This is a genomic window from Brevundimonas sp. (genome assembly GCF_046293315.1).
GTDB lineage: Bacteria > Pseudomonadota > Alphaproteobacteria > Caulobacterales > Caulobacteraceae > Brevundimonas.
The window spans coordinates 61,945-80,185 of record NZ_JBKBPF010000012.1 but is presented as its reverse complement, the minus strand read 5'-3'; the positions used below and the strand labels follow the sequence as shown (position 1 = coordinate 80,185).

24 protein-coding genes and 1 other RNA gene are annotated in these 18,241 nt (G+C 68.2%); 17 read left to right on the top strand and 8 right to left on the bottom strand.

Annotated features, from left to right (window positions below):
• Positions 1 to 167: 167 nt before the first annotated feature.
• Positions 168 to 1,265 carry an NADH:flavin oxidoreductase gene (locus tag ACK4SE_RS11725; protein ID WP_409692786.1) on the bottom strand — a complete coding sequence of 366 codons (1,098 nt, stop codon included), beginning with the start codon at positions 1,263 to 1,265 and terminating at the stop codon, positions 168 to 170.
• A 198-nt stretch (positions 1,266 to 1,463) separates the two neighbouring features.
• Here ACK4SE_RS11725 and ACK4SE_RS11720 point away from each other — a divergent pair, with 198 nt between their 5' ends.
• Positions 1,464 to 1,976, top strand: coding sequence for a hypothetical protein (locus tag ACK4SE_RS11720; RefSeq protein WP_409692784.1), 513 nt, complete (start codon positions 1,464 to 1,466; stop codon positions 1,974 to 1,976).
• Position 1,977: 1 nt separating this feature from the next.
• On the opposite strand, the gene ACK4SE_RS11715 is transcribed toward ACK4SE_RS11720, so the two are convergent.
• On the bottom strand, positions 1,978 to 3,048 hold the full coding sequence (locus ACK4SE_RS11715; RefSeq protein ID WP_409692781.1) for an Mrp/NBP35 family ATP-binding protein: 1,071 nt from the start codon (positions 3,046 to 3,048) through the stop codon (positions 1,978 to 1,980).
• 52 nt (positions 3,049 to 3,100) lie between these two features.
• On the opposite strand from ACK4SE_RS11715, the gene miaA reads away from it, so the two are divergent.
• Positions 3,101 to 3,997, top strand: a complete 897-nt coding sequence (miaA, locus tag ACK4SE_RS11710) for a tRNA (adenosine(37)-N6)-dimethylallyltransferase MiaA (protein ID WP_409692778.1) — start codon at positions 3,101 to 3,103, stop codon at positions 3,995 to 3,997.
• Here the strand turns inward: miaA and ACK4SE_RS11705 are convergent, their stop codons facing one another.
• Positions 3,998 to 5,107, bottom strand: coding sequence for a sialidase family protein (locus ACK4SE_RS11705; RefSeq protein WP_409692775.1), 1,110 nt, complete (start codon positions 5,105 to 5,107; stop codon positions 3,998 to 4,000).
• Between the two features lie 130 nt (positions 5,108 to 5,237).
• On the opposite strand from ACK4SE_RS11705, the gene ACK4SE_RS11700 reads away from it, so the two are divergent.
• The 6 genes from ACK4SE_RS11700 (at position 5,238) to ACK4SE_RS11675 (ending at position 8,221) form a co-directional block, all read left to right on the top strand.
• On the top strand, positions 5,238 to 5,555 hold the full coding sequence (locus ACK4SE_RS11700; RefSeq protein ID WP_409692773.1) for an autorepressor SdpR family transcription factor: 318 nt from the start codon (positions 5,238 to 5,240) through the stop codon (positions 5,553 to 5,555).
• Positions 5,552 to 5,971: a hypothetical protein gene (locus tag ACK4SE_RS11695; protein ID WP_409692770.1), complete on the top strand. Its 420-nt coding sequence runs from the start codon at positions 5,552 to 5,554 to the stop codon at positions 5,969 to 5,971. Before ACK4SE_RS11700 ends, ACK4SE_RS11695 begins: the two co-directional genes overlap by 4 nt.
• A 10-nt stretch (positions 5,972 to 5,981) precedes the next feature.
• Positions 5,982 to 6,347: a transfer-messenger RNA gene (gene ssrA, locus ACK4SE_RS11690) on the top strand.
• A gap of 90 nt (positions 6,348 to 6,437) precedes the next feature.
• On the top strand, positions 6,438 to 6,911 hold the full coding sequence (locus ACK4SE_RS11685) for an SspB family protein (protein WP_409692768.1): 474 nt from the start codon (positions 6,438 to 6,440) through the stop codon (positions 6,909 to 6,911).
• Positions 6,912 to 6,999: 88 nt separating this feature from the next.
• The gene (locus ACK4SE_RS11680) at positions 7,000 to 7,743 is read left to right on the top strand and encodes a C13 family peptidase (protein ID WP_409692766.1); all 744 of its coding nucleotides are present in this window, start codon (positions 7,000 to 7,002) and stop codon (positions 7,741 to 7,743) included.
• A 100-nt stretch (positions 7,744 to 7,843) separates the two neighbouring features.
• Complete coding sequence (locus ACK4SE_RS11675) at positions 7,844 to 8,221, top strand: GFA family protein (RefSeq protein ID WP_409692764.1); 378 nt, start codon at positions 7,844 to 7,846, stop codon at positions 8,219 to 8,221.
• A gap of 6 nt (positions 8,222 to 8,227) precedes the next feature.
• Here the strand turns inward: ACK4SE_RS11675 and ACK4SE_RS11670 are convergent, their stop codons facing one another.
• Positions 8,228 to 8,578 (bottom strand): RusA family crossover junction endodeoxyribonuclease, encoded by a 351-nt coding sequence (locus ACK4SE_RS11670; protein ID WP_021696499.1) that lies wholly within the window; start codon positions 8,576 to 8,578, stop codon positions 8,228 to 8,230.
• 79 nt (positions 8,579 to 8,657) lie between these two features.
• Between ACK4SE_RS11670 and fumC the strand changes: the two genes are divergently transcribed.
• From fumC to ACK4SE_RS11650, 4 genes are read left to right on the top strand one after another with little or no spacing between them, the layout of a single operon-like run.
• Positions 8,658 to 10,061 (top strand): class II fumarate hydratase, encoded by a 1,404-nt coding sequence (gene fumC, locus ACK4SE_RS11665; RefSeq protein WP_409692762.1) that lies wholly within the window; start codon positions 8,658 to 8,660, stop codon positions 10,059 to 10,061.
• A 44-nt stretch (positions 10,062 to 10,105) separates the two neighbouring features.
• Positions 10,106 to 10,354, top strand: a complete 249-nt coding sequence (locus ACK4SE_RS11660) for a type II toxin-antitoxin system CcdA family antitoxin (protein ID WP_292106233.1) — start codon at positions 10,106 to 10,108, stop codon at positions 10,352 to 10,354.
• Entirely contained in the window at positions 10,351 to 10,659 is a 309-nt protein-coding gene (locus ACK4SE_RS11655) for a CcdB family protein (protein WP_409692759.1), read from the top strand. The genes ACK4SE_RS11660 and ACK4SE_RS11655 overlap by 4 nt, the downstream gene beginning before the upstream one ends.
• Before the next feature lie 4 nt (positions 10,660 to 10,663).
• Positions 10,664 to 10,846, top strand: a complete 183-nt coding sequence (locus ACK4SE_RS11650; protein ID WP_409692756.1) for a DUF4169 family protein — start codon at positions 10,664 to 10,666, stop codon at positions 10,844 to 10,846.
• Here ACK4SE_RS11650 and ACK4SE_RS11645 read toward each other — a convergent pair.
• Entirely contained in the window at positions 10,843 to 11,736 is an 894-nt protein-coding gene (locus tag ACK4SE_RS11645; RefSeq protein ID WP_409692753.1) for a DMT family transporter, read from the bottom strand. The two genes, ACK4SE_RS11650 and ACK4SE_RS11645, sit on opposite strands and share 4 nt — an antisense overlap.
• A gap of 137 nt (positions 11,737 to 11,873) precedes the next feature.
• On the opposite strand from ACK4SE_RS11645, the gene ACK4SE_RS11640 reads away from it, so the two are divergent.
• Positions 11,874 to 12,281: a YbaY family lipoprotein gene (locus ACK4SE_RS11640; RefSeq protein ID WP_409692750.1), complete on the top strand. Its 408-nt coding sequence runs from the start codon at positions 11,874 to 11,876 to the stop codon at positions 12,279 to 12,281.
• Complete coding sequence (locus ACK4SE_RS11635) at positions 12,282 to 12,506, top strand: ribbon-helix-helix domain-containing protein (protein ID WP_409692747.1); 225 nt, start codon at positions 12,282 to 12,284, stop codon at positions 12,504 to 12,506.
• 50 nt (positions 12,507 to 12,556) lie between these two features.
• On the opposite strand, the gene ACK4SE_RS11630 is transcribed toward ACK4SE_RS11635, so the two are convergent.
• The gene (locus ACK4SE_RS11630; protein ID WP_409692744.1) at positions 12,557 to 12,871 is read right to left on the bottom strand and encodes a hypothetical protein; all 315 of its coding nucleotides are present in this window, start codon (positions 12,869 to 12,871) and stop codon (positions 12,557 to 12,559) included.
• Between the two features lie 12 nt (positions 12,872 to 12,883).
• Positions 12,884 to 13,060 carry a hypothetical protein gene (locus ACK4SE_RS11625; protein WP_409692741.1) on the bottom strand — a complete coding sequence of 59 codons (177 nt, stop codon included), beginning with the start codon at positions 13,058 to 13,060 and terminating at the stop codon, positions 12,884 to 12,886.
• 138 nt (positions 13,061 to 13,198) lie between these two features.
• On the opposite strand from ACK4SE_RS11625, the gene ACK4SE_RS11620 reads away from it, so the two are divergent.
• Positions 13,199 to 15,529, top strand: a complete 2,331-nt coding sequence (locus ACK4SE_RS11620) for an ATP-dependent helicase (protein ID WP_409692738.1) — start codon at positions 13,199 to 13,201, stop codon at positions 15,527 to 15,529.
• Here the strand turns inward: ACK4SE_RS11620 and ACK4SE_RS11615 are convergent, their stop codons facing one another.
• Positions 15,530 to 16,294, bottom strand: a complete 765-nt coding sequence (locus ACK4SE_RS11615) for a hypothetical protein (RefSeq protein ID WP_409692735.1) — start codon at positions 16,292 to 16,294, stop codon at positions 15,530 to 15,532.
• Positions 16,295 to 16,334: 40 nt separating this feature from the next.
• On the opposite strand from ACK4SE_RS11615, the gene ACK4SE_RS11610 reads away from it, so the two are divergent.
• A complete protein-coding gene (locus ACK4SE_RS11610) occupies positions 16,335 to 16,667 on the top strand; it encodes a hypothetical protein (RefSeq protein ID WP_409692732.1) in 333 nt (110 codons plus the stop codon).
• A gap of 254 nt (positions 16,668 to 16,921) precedes the next feature.
• Positions 16,922 to 18,211 (top strand): O-antigen ligase family protein, encoded by a 1,290-nt coding sequence (locus tag ACK4SE_RS11605; protein WP_409692730.1) that lies wholly within the window; start codon positions 16,922 to 16,924, stop codon positions 18,209 to 18,211.
• Positions 18,212 to 18,241: the final 30 nt, after the last annotated feature.

Here is an 18,241-nt window from a genome sequence, read left to right as displayed (position 1 = left end):
TCCGTGAACGACGCCGGCGACGCCTGAATTCAGATAGGAAGCGGCGGAAAAAAGGCCAGAGGCTTACGGTGCGGTAATGCGCGGACGGTGCGCCGCTGCCGTCCTTCCGGCGGGGATGCGGCGCTGTGGCGGCGGCCCGTTGACGGGTCGGGTCCTGCGGCCCGGGCCTAGCTCAGCGTCATCATCGCCGACCGTTCGAAATCCTTCAGCTCGTCCAGCCGGCCGTCGCGGATCTTCTCGACCCAGTGCGGATCGGCCAGCAGGGCGCGACCGACGGCGACGAGGTCGAACTCGTCGGCCTCGAGCCGTTTGATCAGGCCGTCCAGCGAGGCCGGCTTCGAGCCGGCGCCGCCGAAGGCCGCGATGAACTCGCCGTCGAGACCCACCGACCCGACGGTGATGGTCGGCAGGCCGGTGATCTTCTTCGTCCAGCCGGCGAAATTCAGGTCCGACCCCTCGAACTCCGGCTCCCAGAAGCGACGCTGCGAGCAATGGAAGACGTCGACGCCGGCCTCGATCAGGGGAGTGAGCCACTGCTCCAGTTCGGCGGGGGTCCGGGCGTTCTTCGCGGTGAAGTCCTGCGACTTCCACTGCGACAGGCGCAGGATCAGGGCCATGTCGGGGCCGACGCCCTCGCGCACGGCCCGGACCACCTCGGCGCCGAAGCGGGCGCGGTCGGCGATGGTCCCGCCGCCCCAGCGGTCGTCACGGTCGTTGAGGCCGGACCAGAAGAACTGGTCGATCAGATAGCCGTGGGCGCCGTGGATCTCGACGGCGTCGAAGCCGAGCTCGCGCGTGGCGCGGGCCGAGCGGCCGAAGGCGGCGATGGTGTCGGCGATGTCCTCGTCGGTCATCGGCTCCAGCTTGCGGTTGCCCGGGGCGGTGAAGCCCGAGGGGCTGTCGACCTTGCCGAGCGGGGTCCAGTCCTCGCCCTGGCCGCGGGCCGAGCCCACGTGCCAGAGCTGGGGCGCGATCAGGCCGCCGGCGGCGTGGACTTCCTCGACGACCTTTTTCCATTCGGGCAGGGCCTCGCCGTGGAAGACGGGGACCTTGGGGTCGTTGCGGGCGGCGGGGCGTTCGACGACCGTGCCCTCGGTGATGATGAGCCCCACCTGCCCCTCAGCGCGGCGGCGGTAGTAGCCGGCGACGTCGCTGGTCGGGACGCCGCCCGGGGAGAAGGACCGCGTCATCGGCGCCATGACGATGCGGTTGGGCATCTTCAGGGACTTGACCTGGAAGGGGCGGAACAGGGCGTCGACGGACATGGGCGGCTCGAGCTGAGTGACTGGAACCGTCAAGGTGGCGATTAGAGTTGCGTTTGGAAACCCTCGAGGGCGCGTTTCTCCACAATCCAGGCGGATCGCGCCCGGGCGACCGGGACGCCGGGCCCGTTTCCCCGGGCGCGGCTTCGTGCCACTGTCGAGGACGCCCGGGGGATGGGGCGGGCGTCCGGGGGATCCGACATGGGTGTTTTCAACTGGCTGACCGGCAGCCGGGCGGCGCCGGCGAGTGTGGCGCGCGAGCCGGCGGCGGCGCTGCGCAAGCGGCTGATGGCGCTGAATCGCCCCACCTCGCCGATCGTGATCCGCGACGGCAAGCGCGAGGGGGTGGACCTGGTCGCCGAATGGAAGATCGTCGACGCCAAATGGTACGAGGTCTTCGCCAAGGCCGGCATTCAGCGCGTCTTCAAGGTGCTGATGAAGTTCGACGAGGCGAACGGCGTCGTGCGCTCGGGCGATCAGGCATGGTCGGTGGAATGGCGGGCGGGGACGCCCGACCTGAGCCTGGCGGGCTCGGCGTTCCGGGGGCAGTCGTGGGAAAAGAGCTTCGAGACCGTCTACGCCTTCCGTGAGGACGGCTCGTGGGGCGAGGTGTACAGCTACAAATTCAACACCGGCGAGCTCAAGGGACCGCTGCGCAAGGCCGTGGCCGAAGCGGGCTGGGGCTGGAAGGGCGTGGCGTTCGGGAAGCTGTGAGCTAGACGCCGAGGACGTCCGCGAGCCGGGCCGCAACGACGGCGAAGCGGCGCGCGGCGAGGCCCTCGGGCTCTGAGGTGACCAGCGGGCGACCCGCGTCGCCGGACTCGCGCACGCCGGCGTCCAGAGGAATATCGCCGAGGAAGGGCACGCCGAGGCGGGCGGCCTCGGCCTCGGCCCCGCCGCGGCCGAAGACGTCGCCGGACATGTTCTCGATCAGGCCGAGGGTGGGGACATTGACCCGGTCGAACAGGGTTTTTGCGCGGCGTGCGTCGGCCAGCGCCACTTCCTGGGGCGTGGAGACGATGACGGCGCCGTCCAGGGGAGTCTTCTGGATCAGGGTCAGCTGCACGTCGCCGGTGCCGGGCGGCAGATCGATCACCAGCACGTCCAGCGGTTCGCTTTCCGTGCCCCAGCGCGTCTGGGTCAGCATCTGGGTGATGGCCTGGCTGGCCATGGGGCCGCGCCAGATCATAGCGTCGTCCGCAGCCATCAGCAGGCCCACGGACATGGCCTTCAGGCCCCAGGCCTCGTGCGGGACCATGGCGCCGTCCTCATAGGCGGGCTTGCCGGAGATCCCCAGCATGGTGGGGGCCGAGGGGCCGTACACATCGGCGTCCAGCAGACCCACACGCAGCCCCCGCGCGGCCAGGGCGCAGGCCAGGTTCACCGCCACCGTGGACTTGCCCACCCCGCCCTTGCCGCTGGCCACCGCCAGCACGCGGCGCACATGGGCGGGACGGTCGGTGGGGACCGGCGCCTTTGCACGCCCCTGATCGGCGGCCTGTGGCGACAGGCCGGCGGTGCGGCGGCGCGGCGGGGTCGCCACGGCCTCGGCGGTCAGGACCACGGAGACGCGGGCCATGCCGGGGATGGCCTTCAGCGCCGCCTCGGCCGCGTCGCGGACGGGGGCGTACAGCACGGTGTCGCCGGCCGGAACCTCCAGCGCGAACCCGGCGCGGTCGTCGGCCACCACCAGCCCCTGCACCAGCCCGGCGGCCATCAACCCCTGCCCGCTTTTGGGGTCGATCACGGCGTCGAGGGCGGCGATGACGGCGGCGCGGTCGGGCAAGGAGTCTCTCCGGCGGGTTGCTTACGGGGCGTGCGTCGTCATATCGGGTGTCATGGCCCAGAACCAAGCGCCGATCGCCCCCGTCACCCTGATCGGGGGCGCCACCGCCTCGGGCAAGTCCCGTCTGGCGCTGGATCTGGCGCGGGCGAGCGGCGCGGTGATCGTCAACGCCGACAGCCAGCAACTGTATGCGGATCTGCGCGTCCTGACCGCCCGACCGGAGCCGGACGAGACGGCGCAGGCCGAACACCGGCTGTACGGCGTGGCCGATGCGGCCGACGCCTGGTCGGTGGGCAAGTGGCTGCGGGCGGCTGAGGCCTTGCTGAACGAATACGGCCCCGCCCGGCGGCCGGTGATCTTCGTGGGCGGCACGGGTCTTTACTTCAACGCCCTGACGCGGGGACTGGCCGACGTGCCGCCGGTGCCGCCGGAGGTGCGCGCGGCGCTGGACGTGCGGTTCGCCGCGGAGGGCGAGGCGGCGTTCCGGCGCGCGCTGGCCCAAGTCGATGCGCCCTCTGAAGCCGCTATCGAGACGGGTGACCGGCAACGGCTGGTGCGGGCGCTCGCGGTGGCGCAGGTGGCGGGGCGGCCCCTGTCGGCCCTGCGTGCCGAGACGCGCCCGGTTCTGGCGCCCGGCCGGTACGAGGCCATGGTGGTGGAGCCGGACCGAAAGGCGCTGTACGCCGCGTGCGACACGCGAGTTTCGGTGATGATGGCCAACGGGGCGCTGGAGGAAGTCCGCGCCCTGATGGCGCGGGATCTGCCCACCGGCCTGCCGATCATGAAGGCGGTGGGGGTGCGCGAGCTGGGCGCGCATCTGCGAGGCGAGTTGTCGCTGGATGATGCGCTGGACATCATGCGCCAGGCCACCCGCAACTACGCCAAGCGCCAGCTGACCTGGTTCAGAAACCAGGCGCCGGACTGGCGGCGGGTCCTTCCGCCGGCCTGATCAGACCAGTTGCGACGGATCCACCACCACATGGCGGATGCGGGTGCGGTCGTGGGTGTAGGTGACGTGGACCCGGCCGTCCGACGCCTGGATCACCGCAGGATAGGCGTAGCCGGCGGCAACGGGATCGCTCTCCAGCGTCAGCACATTGCGCCACGCCAGGCCGTCGTCCGACAGCCCGACATTCAGTGGGTAGCGCGGTCCCCGGCCCGGGCGAGCCGGCTCGTGGCCCGCATGGTTGTAGATCATCAGGTGCCGGCCATCGGCCAGGGTCACGGCATCCGTGCCCGAGTTCGGATTGGGCAGGTCGACGGCGCCGATGGCGCCCCAGGTCTGGCCGCCGTCGTGGGACCACGCTGAGGCCAGCGCGCCCTGACGCGCCCGCGCCAGGGCCTGGAGGGCGCCGTCGGGGTGGATGAGAATGCTGGGCTGGATGGCGTCGATGTTGAGGGGGCTTTCGACCGGCTCGGTCAGGGTCCAGGTGCGGCCCTGATCGCGGCTGATCTCGAAATGCAGCCGCCAGCCCGCGCCGTGATGAGCACCCATGCCCTCGCCCGCCTCGGTGCTGGACGGCGAAATCCAGCTTCCGTCCGACAGCACTACAGGCTTGTTCTTGATCGGCCCGAGCACGCCGTCCGGCAGGCGGCGCGGGGCGGTCCATGTGCGGCCGCCGTCCGCAGAGGTGATGACCATGCCCCACCAGCTGAAGGGGTCAGGCCCGACCTTGTAGAACAGGATCAGGTCCCCGCCCGGTGGCTGGAACAGGACCGGGTTCCAGGTGGGATGGCGTGTTCCGTCGGCCTGCACGCCGTCCGCCACCTGCACGCCCTCGCCCCAGGCGCCGTTCTCGAACCGGGCGAACCAGATACAGACGTCCGGGTGCTTTTCGTGGGTGCCGCCGAACCAGGACGCGGCCAGGGCCCCGTCGGCGGTCTCGACGATGGTGGACGCATGGCACTGGGGATAGGGCGCCTGCTCGTAGATGAAGCCCGACCGAAGGACCGGCCCTGTCCCTTCTTGGTCGCGCCGTTCAGCGCGCGCCGCAATCGCTGACAGGCTCGCCCCTGTCGCCAGACCGATGCCCAGCGCCCTGCGCGTCAAATTGCTCATGCCCGCGATCCTTCCCGAAATCAGATTTGTTCGATGGTCACCGGCGAAGCGACCCGGGTCAATGACGGCGCCCGGCGTGGGGCTTCACTTCGGTGTTGACATATTTCGATGATTAGCTAATTATCGATTCATGAGCTCAGTCTTCAAAGCCCTAGCCGACCCGACCCGCCGCAAGGTGCTGGAGCTGCTGCGCGTCCAGCCCATGACGGCCGGGGAGCTATGCGAACATTTCCCGGTCTCCAAGCCTACCATGTCGGCCCACTTCAACGTCCTGAAGGAAGCCGACCTGATCGACGCCAGCAAACAGGGCACGACCATCACCTACCGGATCAAGCTGTCGGTTCTGGAGGACGCCCTGCTGGGCTTCGCCCAGGCGCTGGGCATCGGTCCGGACGCTGATCCCGCCAAGGCGGATCGAAACACGCCTGAACAAGGAACAGGATCATGAAACGCTTCATTCCCTTCATCTTGCTCGCCGCCGCCTTTCTCGGTGCGGCTGCGGGCCTGAAATACGCCGAAAGCGTCGGCATGGTCGGCGACGACATGGCCCAGCGGGTCGTCCAGGTGATGATCGGCCTGATGCTGGCCGGGTTCGCCAATGTAACGCCCAAACGGCTCGGTCCCCAGCGCATGTCGCGCGAGGCCGAGGCGCGGATGCAGACGGCCCGCCGGATCGGCGGCTGGTCGCTGACCCTGGCGGGGCTGGCCCACGCCGCACTATGGGCCTTCGCGCCGACCGACTTCGCCGTGATCGCCACCATGATCGTGGTGGGCTCTGGCCTTGTCATCACCATCGGCTACGCCATCTGGGCCTGTCGCAAAATGGGCCCCCTGCCGCCGTCCGAAGCGACCAACGGCTCGTGAGCCCGACGCCCCTCTTGGAAGCCCGCCCCTGATCGCCTATATTGGGGGTGTCCGGGTTCGCCCGGACTATAGCGATAAACGCGCTTGTAATAAGCGGACCGGACCCGGGTGCGATTCCCGGCGGCTCCACCATCTTTCTCCCCGCGTTATCGGCGGAGGCAGCATGGGGCCGACTAGCATCGACGGACGTGTAAAGAGGATTGCTTTCGCTCGTCCTGGCCCACCGTATCGGGCCTTTATCTAAATGCGAACGATAACTTCGCTGAGGAATACGCTGTCGCCGCGTAATGCGGTTCCGGCATTTCCGACCTAAGTCCTGAGGGTTCAGATCCTCAGGCGGGGCCCGGGAGGCGCCTGGCAACAGAAGCCTCCCACTTTACCCTGAATTGAACTTTCGCCGCGCCGCCGCCGCCGCTATCACTCCGCGACGGGGTCACGCTGACCCTTTCGGGTTTGCGGAGACGATATGGCTGAGACGCCGGTGCGCGACGAGATGGGCTATGAGGCCATGGCCCAGAACGCCCTGAGGGGCGTCGTGCGCGCGGCGCTCGAGCGGGCCGCCATGCCCGAGGGCCTGCCGGGCGAGCACCATTTCTACATCACCTTCAAGACCCGGGCGAAGGGCGTGTCCGTCCCGCCGGACGTGTCCGAGAAGTACCCGGATGAGATCACCGTGGTGATGCAGCACCAGTACTGGGACCTGACCATCGACGACGAGGGCTTTTCCGTGCTGCTGAAGTTCGGCGGCCAGCCCAAGAAGCTGGTGACGCCGTGGACGGCCGTGGTGCGCTTCTATGACCCCAGCGTGCAGTTCCTGCTGCAGTTCGAGGCGCCGGAGATGCCGACCGAGCCGGAGCCGGAGGAAAAGCCGGAGACGCCGGCGCCCCCCGTGGACGACGGCCCCAAGGTCGTGTCGCTGGACCAGTTCCGCAAGAAATAGGCCGACGCCGCCCGGCGCCGCCGATTGTTCCTCTTTCCATCCGCGCCGCCGTTGCTAGGGTGAGGCGGCTGGAGGGGACGGGATGCGGGTGTTTCGCTGTCTTTCGATCATGCTTTGCGCCCTGGCCCTGACCGCGCCGGGGGCGACGGCCCGGTCGGGCGACTTCGCCGGCTGGTCCGCCGTGATCATCGCCGGGGACTGGACCGACAGCCGCGGACGCCCGATCCAGGCCTTCGACAACGCCCTGCGCGACCTGACCGCAGCCTTTCAACAGGCGGGCTTCGACCCGGATCTGACGGCGGCCTATTCCCTGCGTCCCGACGGCGGCGTCAGCGTCCGCGCCGCGATCGAGGGCGCCACGGCGGTCGCGCGGCGGGGAAGCGGCGGCTGCCTGGTCTATTTCACCTCCCACGGCGCGCCCGGCCACATCGTGTTCGGACCGGAGGAGCAGCTGGAGCCGGGGCGGATGAACGCCCTGATCGGCGGCTGGTGTGGCCAGCGGCCCACCGTGGTGGTGGTGTCCGCCTGCTTCTCCGGCGGCTTCATGGGCGCCCTGTCGCGGCCAAACCGGATGATCGTGACCGCGGCGCACGCCGAGCGAACCTCCTTCGGCTGCAGCGAGGATTCCGACTATCCCTATTTCGACGGGTGCGTGATCCAGTCGCTGGACGCGGCCACGGACTTCATCGCCCTGGCCGGCGAGACCCGCCGGTGCGTGGCCGAGCGCGAACGGGTCGAGGGGCTGACGCCGCCGTCCGAACCCCAGGTCTTCATCGGCGGGACCATGCAACTGCTGCTGCCCACCCTGCGGTTCGAGCGACCGTCGGGCTGACCGGTTTTCGCTTGTTCAACGGTGAGGCTCATGCGAACATATCAGGAACATTGATCTGACGGGAGGGATGACGATGCCGAGCGGTGGATGCCATTGCGGCGTGGTTCGCTATGAGATGCCGGCGGAGGTGGCGCACCATACCCTGTGTCACTGCACCGACTGCCGAAAGGCCAGCGGCGCGCCGGCGGTGGCCTGGGCCATGGCGGCGGCGGGTCAGGTGACGATCACGGGCGCGCCCCTCACCTACGCTTCATCGGAGCATGGACGGCGCCTGTTCTGCGGCGCCTGCGGCACCAGCCTTTTCTATACCAATGAGGCGGTGTTCCCCGGCATGATCGACGTGCAGAGCGCGACCCTGGACGATCCGGATGCGATTCCGCTGGGGGCCCAGATCCAGACGGCCGAGCGGATCGGCTGGATGGGCCATCTGGACGACCTGCCCGCGTTCGAGCGGTATCCGGGACCGCCGGAAAGCTGACGCCGATCAGCGGGGCCGCACGGCGATGGTGATGCGCTCGCGCTCGCCTTCGTGCCGCTCCACCAGCAGACGGGCCACCTGGGCGTCGTCGTGGAACAGATAGCCCTTGATGGCGTCCAGCAGGGCCTTGGCCAGATTGTCCAGGTCGATGTGCGGCGGCTCGCCCACGTGCTCCATGCGGATGTCCACGGCGAAGTCGCCCCACGACGGGCGCGAGGACCATTCCTTGCGCATGAACTCATAGACCAGCGGCTTGTAGTATTTGGCCTGGGTGGTCAGGCCGTCGATCATGATCTCGACCGCGTCGCCCCGCTCGCGGGCGCGCACCTTGCCGGTTCCGATCCAGTCCTGATCCATGGTGTCCTCGGCTTGCCCCCTGCGGTCTGCGTGCTACACCGCCGCGCACCTTCCCGCCATGCCTGAACACGAGCGCATCATGACCCAGAACCGCCCCGACACCCGGACAGAATCCGATACCTTCGGTCCCATCGAGGTTCAGGCGGACCGCTACTGGGGCGCCCAGGCGCAGCGATCCCTGGGCAATTTCAGGATCGGTTGGGAGAAGCAGCCCCTGCCGATCGTGCGGGCGCTGGGGATCGTCAAGCGCGGCGCCGCCGAGACCAATATGGCGCTGGGCCGGCTGGACAAGGAGCTGGGCAAGGCCATCGTCCAGGCCGCCGACGAGGTGATCGAGGGCAAGCTGAACGACCACTTCCCGCTGGTGGTGTGGCAGACCGGCTCGGGCACCCAGTCCAACATGAACGCCAATGAGGTGATCTCGAACCGCGCCATCGAGATCCTGGGCGGCGAGATGGGCTCGAAAAAGCCGGTCCATCCCAACGACCACGTCAACATGAGCCAGTCGTCCAACGACACCTATCCCACGGCCATGCACGTGGCCTGCGCGGAAGAGGTGGTTCACCGCCTGGTCCCGGCCCTGCAGACCCTGCGCAACGCCCTGAACGACAAGGCCGAGGCGTGGAAGGACATCATCAAGATCGGCCGCACCCACACCCAGGACGCCACGCCCCTGACCCTCGGTCAGGAGTTCAGCGCCTATGTGCAGCAGGTGACCAAGGGCATCGAGCGGATCGAGAGCACCCTGCCCGACCTGATGCAGCTGGCGCAGGGCGGGACGGCGGTGGGCACCGGTCTGAACGCGCCGATCGGTTTCGCTGAGGGCGTGGCGGACAAGATCGCCCAGATCACCGGCCTGCCCTTCACTACGGCGCCTAACAAATTCGAGGCCCTGGCCGCCCACGACGCCATGGTCATGACCCACGGCGCCATCAACACGGTGGCCGCATCGCTGTTCAAGATCGCCAATGACATCCGCTTCCTGGGCTCCGGCCCCCGGGCGGGTCTGGGCGAGCTGGCCCTGCCGGAGAACGAGCCGGGCAGCTCCATCATGCCGGGCAAGGTCAATCCGACCCAGTGCGAGGCCCTGACCCAGGTGTGCGTGCAGGTGTTCGGCAACCACGCGGCGATCACCTTCGCCGGGTCGCAGGGGCATTTCGAGCTGAACGTGTTCAACCCGGTGATGGCCTACAATTTCCTGCAGTCGGTGCGCCTGATGGCGGACGCGGCGGTCAGCTTCACCGACAACTGCGTGGTGGGCATCGAGCCGCGCCGGGACAATATCCAGAAGGGCGTGGAGAACAGCCTGATGCTGGTCACGGCGCTCAACGCCAAGCTGGGCTATGACGCCTGCGCCAAGATCGCCAAGACCGCCCACAAGAACGGCACCACCCTGCGCGAGGAAGCCGTCGGCGGCGGCTATCTGACCAACGAGGAATTCGATGAATGGGTGCGACCCGAGAAGATGATCGCGCCGGGCTGAGGGCGGTTGTAGCGGGCTGCGCCGTTTCCACGTAGTCTGGGCCCATGGGCAAGGTGGACCTGAACATCGGCATCGACCCTGAACTGCTGGCCCAGGCCGAGCGGCTGGGGATCGACGTCGGCGGCATGGACGAGCGGACGCTGCGGCTGCACCTGCAGAAGGTGGACCCCGCCGGCGCCGAAGAACGCGCCAGGCGGTGGGCCGAAGAGAACGCCGAGGCGATCCGGGTGCACAACGAGTTCGTCCGCAAGCACGGGCTGCTGTCGGATCACTTTCGGCCCTGGTGGCTGTGAAACAGTTCGATCTTTATCGAACCCCGTCTGCGCCTCTTCACGAAGTCGCGCCTTATCTCGTCGTCCTGTCCTCTCACTTGTTTGCGGACCTTACCGAGGTCGTCGTCGCGCCCGTGGTCCGGCATGGACAGCTGGAGGCCAGCAGTTTCGACGTGCCGGTTGAATGGAATTCCGAAGCATTCAACGTCAGCGTCATCGGTCTGGCCGCAATCCGCAGCATTCATCTCAGGGATTGCGTCGGCAGTCTCCTCAAACACGAGTTCGACATTCGCCGGGCGCTGGACCGGCTGTTCACGGGGTTCTGAGGCGATGGCGGGCGAGATCATCAATCTGAACAAGGCGCGCAAGGATCGGGCGCGGGCGGAGGCCAAGACGACGGCCGCCGCCAACCGCGCCGCGTTCGGGCGCACCAAGGGCCAGAAGGACGCGGGGCGGATCGAGGCGGAGCGGTTGAAGCGCGATCTGGACGGCGCCAAACGCGAGGATGATTAGGCGGCGGACACCCGCGGCGCCTTGATCAGCAGCATCTGGCCCGCCAGCACCAGGGCCAGCCCGACGAAGGCGGCCGGGCCGAAGCTCGCGCCCTCGAACAGCACCGACACCAGCATGGCCACCGGCGGCGTCAGGGCCGAGATGTAGGACGCCAGAGCATAGCCGCGCGCCCGCGCCAGGGTGAAATACAGCAGGAACGCCACCACCGAGCCCAGCATGGACAGGTGCAGCAGGGACAGCATGTAGCGGGGCGTGAACTCGAACGCCCACTCCACGCCAATGGCCACACCGAAGAGGGCCAGGAACGCCGTGCCGTAGGCCATGGCCCAGGCGGTGGCGGGAATGACCGGGGCGGCAGCGGTCTGGACCTTCCAGGCGAAGACATTGCCCACCGCCGAGGCGCTGACGGCGATCAGGGCGAAGGTCAGGCCGATCATGGCCCGCTGGTCCATGCCGGCGCGCAGCAGTTCCGACGCGAACAGCACCCCAACGCCCAAAATGCCCAGCCCGGCGCCGGCCCACGACAGCCGCGCGGCCTTCTGGCGGGCCACCACGCGAAAGATCACCAGATTGAGGAAGGCCAGGGCGGCGAAGATCACCGCCACCACCGCAGAGGCCACCCGCTCCTCGGCCCAGTAGACGAAGGCGTAGCCGATAGTGAAGACGAACAGCCCCTGCCCCATCAGCGCCAGATGCTGGGCCCGGGTCATCTTCAGGGAGCGGCCGGTCAGGAGACAGCCGGCGAAGATCACCGCCGCCGCGATGCCGAAGCGATAGGTCACCGAGGCCACCGGATCGACCGTGCCCAACTGCAGGGTGATGGCATACCAGGTCGTGCCCCAGATCAGGGCGCAGATGAGGACACAGGCAAGGGCGACGGGACGGGACACGAAAGACGATCTCGAGCGTTTCAGGGGGACGGGGACGCCCCGATAACACCCCGCCCCCGCCGCGTCCCATCACAAGCTGAACCAGAATGTATCCGGCGTCCGATTGCCGCTAGACTGGCCCTGAAGGAGACCTGACCATGCGCCTGAATCCGCTGATGCTCGCCCCCGCCGGAGTCGTTATGGCCCTGGCAGCCTGCGCCACGGCCCCCGCAGACCGGGCCGAGGTGACCGGGACGGCGACCTACCGCGAACGCATCCTGCTGCCGCCCGGTCATGTGCTGACAGTGCGACTGGAAGACGTGAGCCTGGCCGATGCGCCGTCACGGGTGCTGGCCGAACAGGTCACGCCGCTGGAGGGCGGCGCCCCGCCCTACGCGTTCACCCTCGCCTATGACCCGGCTGAAATCCGGCCGGGCCACATCTACACCGTTCGGGCCGAGATCCGGGATGAAGAAGGACGGCTGCGCTTCATCACCGACACCCGCAACGCGGTGATCGACAACGGCGTCGCCCGGATCGACGTGGTTATGGTGTCGGTTCCCTAGGTGTCGACGCTGAAGAAGCGCTCGGTCCTGCTGGCGGGCCACGCCACCTCGGTGGCGCTGGAGCCGGAGTTCTGGGCCGTGCTGGACGAGATCGCGGCCCAAGACGGCCTCACCGCCGCCGGGCTGGTGGCCCGAATCGACGCCGGCCGCGGGCGACGGCCGCTGGCTTCGGCCTGTCGTCTCACGGCTCTGGACTGGCGCGGACGCCATCCCGTCGGGCCATAGCAAAACGCCCCGGCCATGGGGCCGGGGCGTCTTCAGATCAATCGGCGCGACTATTCAGCCGGGGCGGGCGCCGGTTGCGGGGCCGGCGCGTCGGGCAGCGGATTGGCCGGCGGCTCCACATTGGGCATCTCCGGCAGCTGGACATTGATGTCCACGTCGCGGTCTTCCGGGGTCGGCGTCATGGCCCCGCCGGACCACATCACCCAGGCGATGATCGCCACCAGAACCACCAGTCCCCCGACGATGAACGCCAGGCCCGCGCCGCCGGACTTTTTCGGCGGCGGCGGCGGATTGTGATTGTGCACCGTGGTCTGGGCGCGCGGCTCCTGCGGAGGCGTGGCCGGAGGCATGTTCGGATCAGTCATTGGATACTTCCCTTACTCAGCAGCAGGCGCGTTGGGGACGCTGATTTCCACGTCCACGTCGCGGGTCGGGGCTTCGACGGCGCCGCCGCCCGAGAACAGGAACCAGCCGATGATGATGACCACCACCACAAGTCCCCCGACGATGAACGCCAGGCCGGCGTTGCCGCCGCTCTTGCCGTCTTCCGCCATGATTGAATCCTCCCATTGTTTTCTGATGGAGCCGAAACGGAATCCAAGCCTTGCGGTTCCCGACGGTCGCGCTGGCGCGTCGCCGCGTGCTACTTATGTTCTCCCCTTTCGAATCCGCATCAGGCAGCCTTTCGTTTCGTGACCGATCTTCCGTCTCCCCGCATTTCCGACCTGGCCCGCGCCCGCCCGCCCGAGGGCGCCCCGCAGGGCGCCGGCGACTACATGGCCGGGCTCAATCCCGAACAGCGGCTGGCGGTCGAAACCACCGAGGGGCCGGTGCTGGTGCTGGCGGGCGCGGGCACCGGCAAGACGCGGGTGCTGACCACGCGGCTGGCGCACATTCTGGCCACGGGCAAGGCGCGGCCGTGGGAGTTGCTGGTGGTCACCTTCACCAACAAGGCCGCGCGCGAGATGCGCGAGCGGATCACCCATCTGATTGGGCCGTCGGCGGAGGGCCTGCGCTGGCTGGGCACCTTCCACAGCGTGGCCGCCCAGATCCTGCGCCGCCATGCGGAGCTGGTGGGCCTGAAATCCAGCTTCACCATCCTGGACATGGACGATCAGGAACGGGTTCTGAAGCAGCTGCTGGAAGCGGCCAACATCGACACCAAGCGGTGGACGCCCCGGTCCCTGTCCGGGATGATCGACCACTGGAAGAACCGCGGCTGGACCCCGGACACCCTGCCGGCGGGCGAGGACTTCGCCAACGGCAAGGGCAAGGGGCTGTACGCCGCCTATCAGGCGCGGCTGGTTTCGCTGAACGCCTGCGACTTCGGCGACCTGCTGCTGCACAACCTGACCATTCTGGGCAAGAACCCGGATCTGGCCGAGGAGTACCGGCGGCGGTTCAAATACATTCTGGTGGACGAGTATCAGGACACCAACGTGGCCCAGTACCTGTGGCTGCGGCTGCTGTCGTCCTCCACCGGCAACGTCTGCTGCGTCGGCGATGACGACCAGTCCATCTATGGCTGGCGCGGGGCCGAGGTGGACAACATCCTGCGCTTCGAACGGGATTTCCCGGGCGCGAAGGTGATCCGGCTGGAGCGGAACTATCGCTCTACCTCCCACATCCTGGGCGCCGCCTCGGGCCTGATCGAGGCCAACAAGGGCCGTCTGGGCAAGACCCTGTGGACCGAGGCGGACGGCGGCGAGAAGGTGCGGGTGCAGGGCGTCTGGGACGGCGAGGCCGAAAGCCGCCTGATCGCCGACGAGATCGAGACCCAGCGCCGCGCCGGCCGCAACTACAGCGACATCGCCATTCTGGTGCGCGCCTCGTTCCAGATGCGGGCGTTCGAGGAGCGCTTCGTCCTGCTGGCCATCCCCTACACCGTGGTGGGCGGGCCGCGCTTTTTCGAGCGGGCCGAGATCCGCGACGCCCACGCCTATCTGCGGCTGATCCAGTCCGAGGACGACGATCTGGCCTTCGAGCGGATCGTCAACACGCCCAAGCGCGGCATCGGCGACACCTCGGTGCAGAAAATCCTGGCCATCGCCCGCCAGCACAACCTGTCGGCCCTGACCGCCGTGCGCGGCCTGATCAACACGGACGAGTTGCAGGCCCGCACCCGCACGGCCCTGTCCAATTTCGTGCGCGATCTGGACCGCTGGCGGGCCATGGCGGCGACCGTGTCCCATGGCGAGCTGACCGAAACCATTCTGGAGGAAAGCGGCTACACCGACATGCAGCGCGCCGATCGGGCCAGCGGCCAGACCCGGCTGGACAACCTCAAGGAGTTGACCCAGTCCATGCAGGCGTTCGACAGCCTGCAGGCCTATCTGGAGCATGTCTCGCTGGTCATGGATCTGGACCGGGGCGCGGGCGAGGACGCGGTGCAGATCATGACCCTGCACGCCGCCAAGGGGCTGGAGTTCCCGCTGGTGTTCCTGCCGGGCTGGGAGGAAGGGGTGTTCCCGTCCCAGCGCAGCATCGACGAGAAGGGCGAGAAGGGTCTGGAGGAGGAACGGCGCCTGGCCTATGTGGGCGTCACGCGGGCCCGTGAGGACGCGCGCATCAGCTTCGCCGCCAACCGTCTGGTCTATGGCCGCTGGACGTCGCAGTTGCCCAGCCGCTTCGTGGACGAACTGCCCATCGACCATGTGCAGGCCGAGAGCGACACCGGCTATTACGGCGCCGGCCCGGGCCTGAAAGAGGCCAAGTCCCGCTGGGACGACACGCCGGTGTTCGGCGCGGGATACTCCAGCCCCGGCTGGAAGCGGGCCCAGAGCTTCACCGCCTCGACCACGCCGCGCGACCGCATGGCCCGCAACGCCGTCATCGAGGGCAAGGGCCGCCTGATCGCCACGGGGGACCCGAAGGCCTCGTCCAACTGGGCGCGCGGCGAGCGCGTGTTCCACCAGAAGTTCGGCTATGGCGCCATCCGCGCCATCGAGGGCAACAAGCTGGTGGTGGATTTCGAGAAGGCCGGCGAGAAGAAGGTGATCGATACGTTCGTGGAGAAGACCTGATCAGGCCGGGCGCAACGCGGCCAGCAGATCGGGATGTTTGTCGAGATACCGCAAGGCGTCCCGGCGCAGCGACGCGATCTCCGGCTTCAGGTACGGCTCGATGCCTCCATCGTCGCCACGCAGCCGCGCGAATACAGCCAGGGCGAAGGCCCAGCTTCGTGGTGAGAGATAGCCCGAAGATTGCGAGGACCATCCCTGACTGAAGGCGTCGCCGTGCTGGCCGAAGCTGAACGCAGCATTGGCTCCGAACAGACCCAGGCCGGCATAGGCGACCGCAAGGTCGGTCATAAGCTCGTGGGTCTCGTCCTCGACGAGTTCCTTGTGGCTGGCGAGCAGGTAGTGCGCGAGTTCGTGAGCCAGTGTCGTAACCAGATCACCGGGCTGATCAACGAGCTCCGGTGAGTAGGTGATCACCACCCGTCCGTCCGCCTCGACACGGAATGTTCCCGCCGGCGCGTCAACCGCCTCCGTAGACGCGAACTCGGCGATCCGCTCGCCTCCCCGCCGTTCCGTCTGCGCCTCGAGTGAAACGGGCCACGCGTCCATGCCCATGACGGATTTCACGCAGGCGAAGACGTGCTCAGCCCGGGCGTGGCCGGTCGCCTCGGTCGGGGGAAAGAACTCTCGCGTGGGCAGGGCGACGGGCGTTTCCGAAAGAGAGACCTCCGCACCGAGCCGTTGGATCAGAAGCCCCCAAGTCTCGAGGTGCCAGTGCTCTACGTCAGGGTCGAGAAACGTGCCCTTGCCAAACAGCCGCTTCAGCATGAAGCTCCTCCCCTGAACCTGTGAAGAGTTGCACAGGTGGATGCGGCCGACCAGCGGCCACGCTTTCCCGTTAGGCGGCCATTACGATATCGGCTATTCTCCGGTCATGGCAGACGGTGCGCTGAACCTGACCCTGAGCGACTACACGGTCGCCAAGCTGACCAAGAAGGCGGAGGCGCTGGGAGTCACGCCGGAGGTTCTGGCGGCCACCCTGCTGGACCAGCATTTGTTCGACTATGACGACTTCACCTGGACCAACGGGGATCCGCGCGCGCCCTGGGAGCCGGTCGATGAAGCCGGTGCGCGGGATTGGGACGAGGTCCGGCCTGAACTTGAAGTCTACGTCGAAGCCGCTTTCGCACGTCGCAAGTAATTTTCGTCATCCTCGGGCTTGTCCCGAGGACCCATTTGTCCACCTTGCGAAAGGTGGGTGCGGTAGGCGGATATCGCCTCCTCCGACGCTCACAGACTGCTGAACCATGGATCCTCGGGACAAGCCCGAGGATGACGGTGGGTGTGGCGGGATAAGCCAATCCTTAACGCCCAGCGCGCAACCTTCCCCGCGTGACTCACATACCCGCCTCGCCCCCGCACAGGACGCCGCCGCCCGGCTATCGGGAGCCGGCCATGTGGGAGCGCGTGGCCTCGATCGGGCTGCTGATCATGCTGTCGGGCGCCATCCTGGGGCCGGTGTTCGCGCCGTCCAGCGGCGGGGGCGCGGACTCCAGCCTGCTGCGGCTGATGTGGCTGCCGGCCTATGTGGCGATCCTCGGCCTGATGGCGTCCCGCTACGAGGCCATGGCGCGGCTGTGGTTTCCGCTGCTGCTGCTGCTTCTGCTGGCGCTGCTGGCCTATGCGTCGCGCTACTGGTCCCTGGCCCCGGAAATCACCATCCGGCGGGTGATCGCCCTGGTCATGAGCACCTTCTTTGCGGTCTATCTGGCCGCCGCCTGGCCGGGGCGGAGACTGCCGGTGCTGCTGACCCAGACGGCGCTGATCCTGGCGGTGCTGAGCCTGATCTTCGTGGTCGCCCTGCCCTCCATCGGCATTCACCAGGACGTCAACGCCGGGCTGTGGCGCGGGGTCTGGTACGAGAAGAACACCATGGGCTGGGTCATGGTGGCCGGCGCGGTGGCCGCCGCCGCCGTGCTTGCCTCGCCGGGACCGCACCGACGGCTGGCCATGGTCGCCTTTCCCTTCTGCGTGCTGATGATCCTGGGCACCCAGTCCAAGACCGCCCTGCTGTGTCTGATGGCCGCCTGCGGGGTGATCGGCGGGCTGTGGGTGCTGAGAAAGATCGGCCCGGCCCTGGCCGTGGCGGGGGTCTGGACCGGCGTGGTCGCCGTAGCGGCGCTGGTGGGCGTGCTGGTCGCCGCGCCGGAGTTCATCCTCGAGGCCCTGGGCAAGGACCCGTCCCTGACCGGCCGCACCGAGATCTGGGAGGCCATCGGCCGGTTCAGCGAGCAGCGGCCCATGACCGGCTACGGCTACGCCGCCTTCTGGGGCCTGCATTCGGACCCGGCCAACTATATCCGCGTGCAGAACCAGTGGGACGTGCCCTCGGCCCACCAGGGCTGGCTGGAGGTGCTGATCCAGCTGGGCTGGATCGGGGTGTGGTCGGTGGGCGCGGTGGTGGTGGTGGGCGTCATGGGCAGCTTCCTGCGCCTGCCGGTGGCCGGTCGTCAGGAAGGCTTCTGGGCGGCAGGCTATCTGGCCGCCTTCCTGCTGCTGAGCCTGTCGGAAAGCGTGCTGCTGCGGCATCAGGATCTGCCGTGGGTGCTGTTCATGGCGGTTCTGGCGCGGGCGTTTGCGCCCCTGACGCCGCCCGAGGTGATCGACGAGCCGAGACGACGCGCCGCCGCCAGACGGCCGGCGGCGAGGCCCCTGCCCGCCCATGCCCGGGCGCTGAACCACTGACGCTTGCTACCCGGGGCGGCGGGGCTTAGC

Coding starts and splice junctions, on each gene's coding strand:
- ACK4SE_RS11725 (WP_409692786.1), bottom strand. CDS start 1,265: ATGTCCGTCGACGCCCTGTTCCGCCCCTTCCAGGTCAAGTCCCTGAAG.
- ACK4SE_RS11720 (WP_409692784.1), top strand. CDS start 1,464: ATGGGTGTTTTCAACTGGCTGACCGGCAGCCGGGCGGCGCCGGCGAGT.
- miaA (WP_409692778.1), top strand. CDS start 3,101: ATGGCCCAGAACCAAGCGCCGATCGCCCCCGTCACCCTGATCGGGGGC.
- ACK4SE_RS11705 (WP_409692775.1), bottom strand. CDS start 5,107: ATGAGCAATTTGACGCGCAGGGCGCTGGGCATCGGTCTGGCGACAGGG.
- ACK4SE_RS11700 (WP_409692773.1), top strand. CDS start 5,238: ATGAGCTCAGTCTTCAAAGCCCTAGCCGACCCGACCCGCCGCAAGGTG.
- ACK4SE_RS11695 (WP_409692770.1), top strand. CDS start 5,552: ATGAAACGCTTCATTCCCTTCATCTTGCTCGCCGCCGCCTTTCTCGGT.
- ACK4SE_RS11685 (WP_409692768.1), top strand. CDS start 6,438: ATGGCTGAGACGCCGGTGCGCGACGAGATGGGCTATGAGGCCATGGCC.
- ACK4SE_RS11670 (WP_021696499.1), bottom strand. CDS start 8,578: ATGGATCAGGACTGGATCGGAACCGGCAAGGTGCGCGCCCGCGAGCGG.
- fumC (WP_409692762.1), top strand. CDS start 8,658: ATGACCCAGAACCGCCCCGACACCCGGACAGAATCCGATACCTTCGGT.
- ACK4SE_RS11660 (WP_292106233.1), top strand. CDS start 10,106: ATGGGCAAGGTGGACCTGAACATCGGCATCGACCCTGAACTGCTGGCC.
- ACK4SE_RS11650 (WP_409692756.1), top strand. CDS start 10,664: ATGGCGGGCGAGATCATCAATCTGAACAAGGCGCGCAAGGATCGGGCG.
- ACK4SE_RS11640 (WP_409692750.1), top strand. CDS start 11,874: ATGCGCCTGAATCCGCTGATGCTCGCCCCCGCCGGAGTCGTTATGGCC.
- ACK4SE_RS11630 (WP_409692744.1), bottom strand. CDS start 12,871: ATGACTGATCCGAACATGCCTCCGGCCACGCCTCCGCAGGAGCCGCGC.
- ACK4SE_RS11625 (WP_409692741.1), bottom strand. CDS start 13,060: ATGGCGGAAGACGGCAAGAGCGGCGGCAACGCCGGCCTGGCGTTCATC.
- ACK4SE_RS11615 (WP_409692735.1), bottom strand. CDS start 16,294: ATGCTGAAGCGGCTGTTTGGCAAGGGCACGTTTCTCGACCCTGACGTA.
- ACK4SE_RS11610 (WP_409692732.1), top strand. CDS start 16,335: ATGCGGCCGACCAGCGGCCACGCTTTCCCGTTAGGCGGCCATTACGAT.
- ACK4SE_RS11605 (WP_409692730.1), top strand. CDS start 16,922: ATGTGGGAGCGCGTGGCCTCGATCGGGCTGCTGATCATGCTGTCGGGC.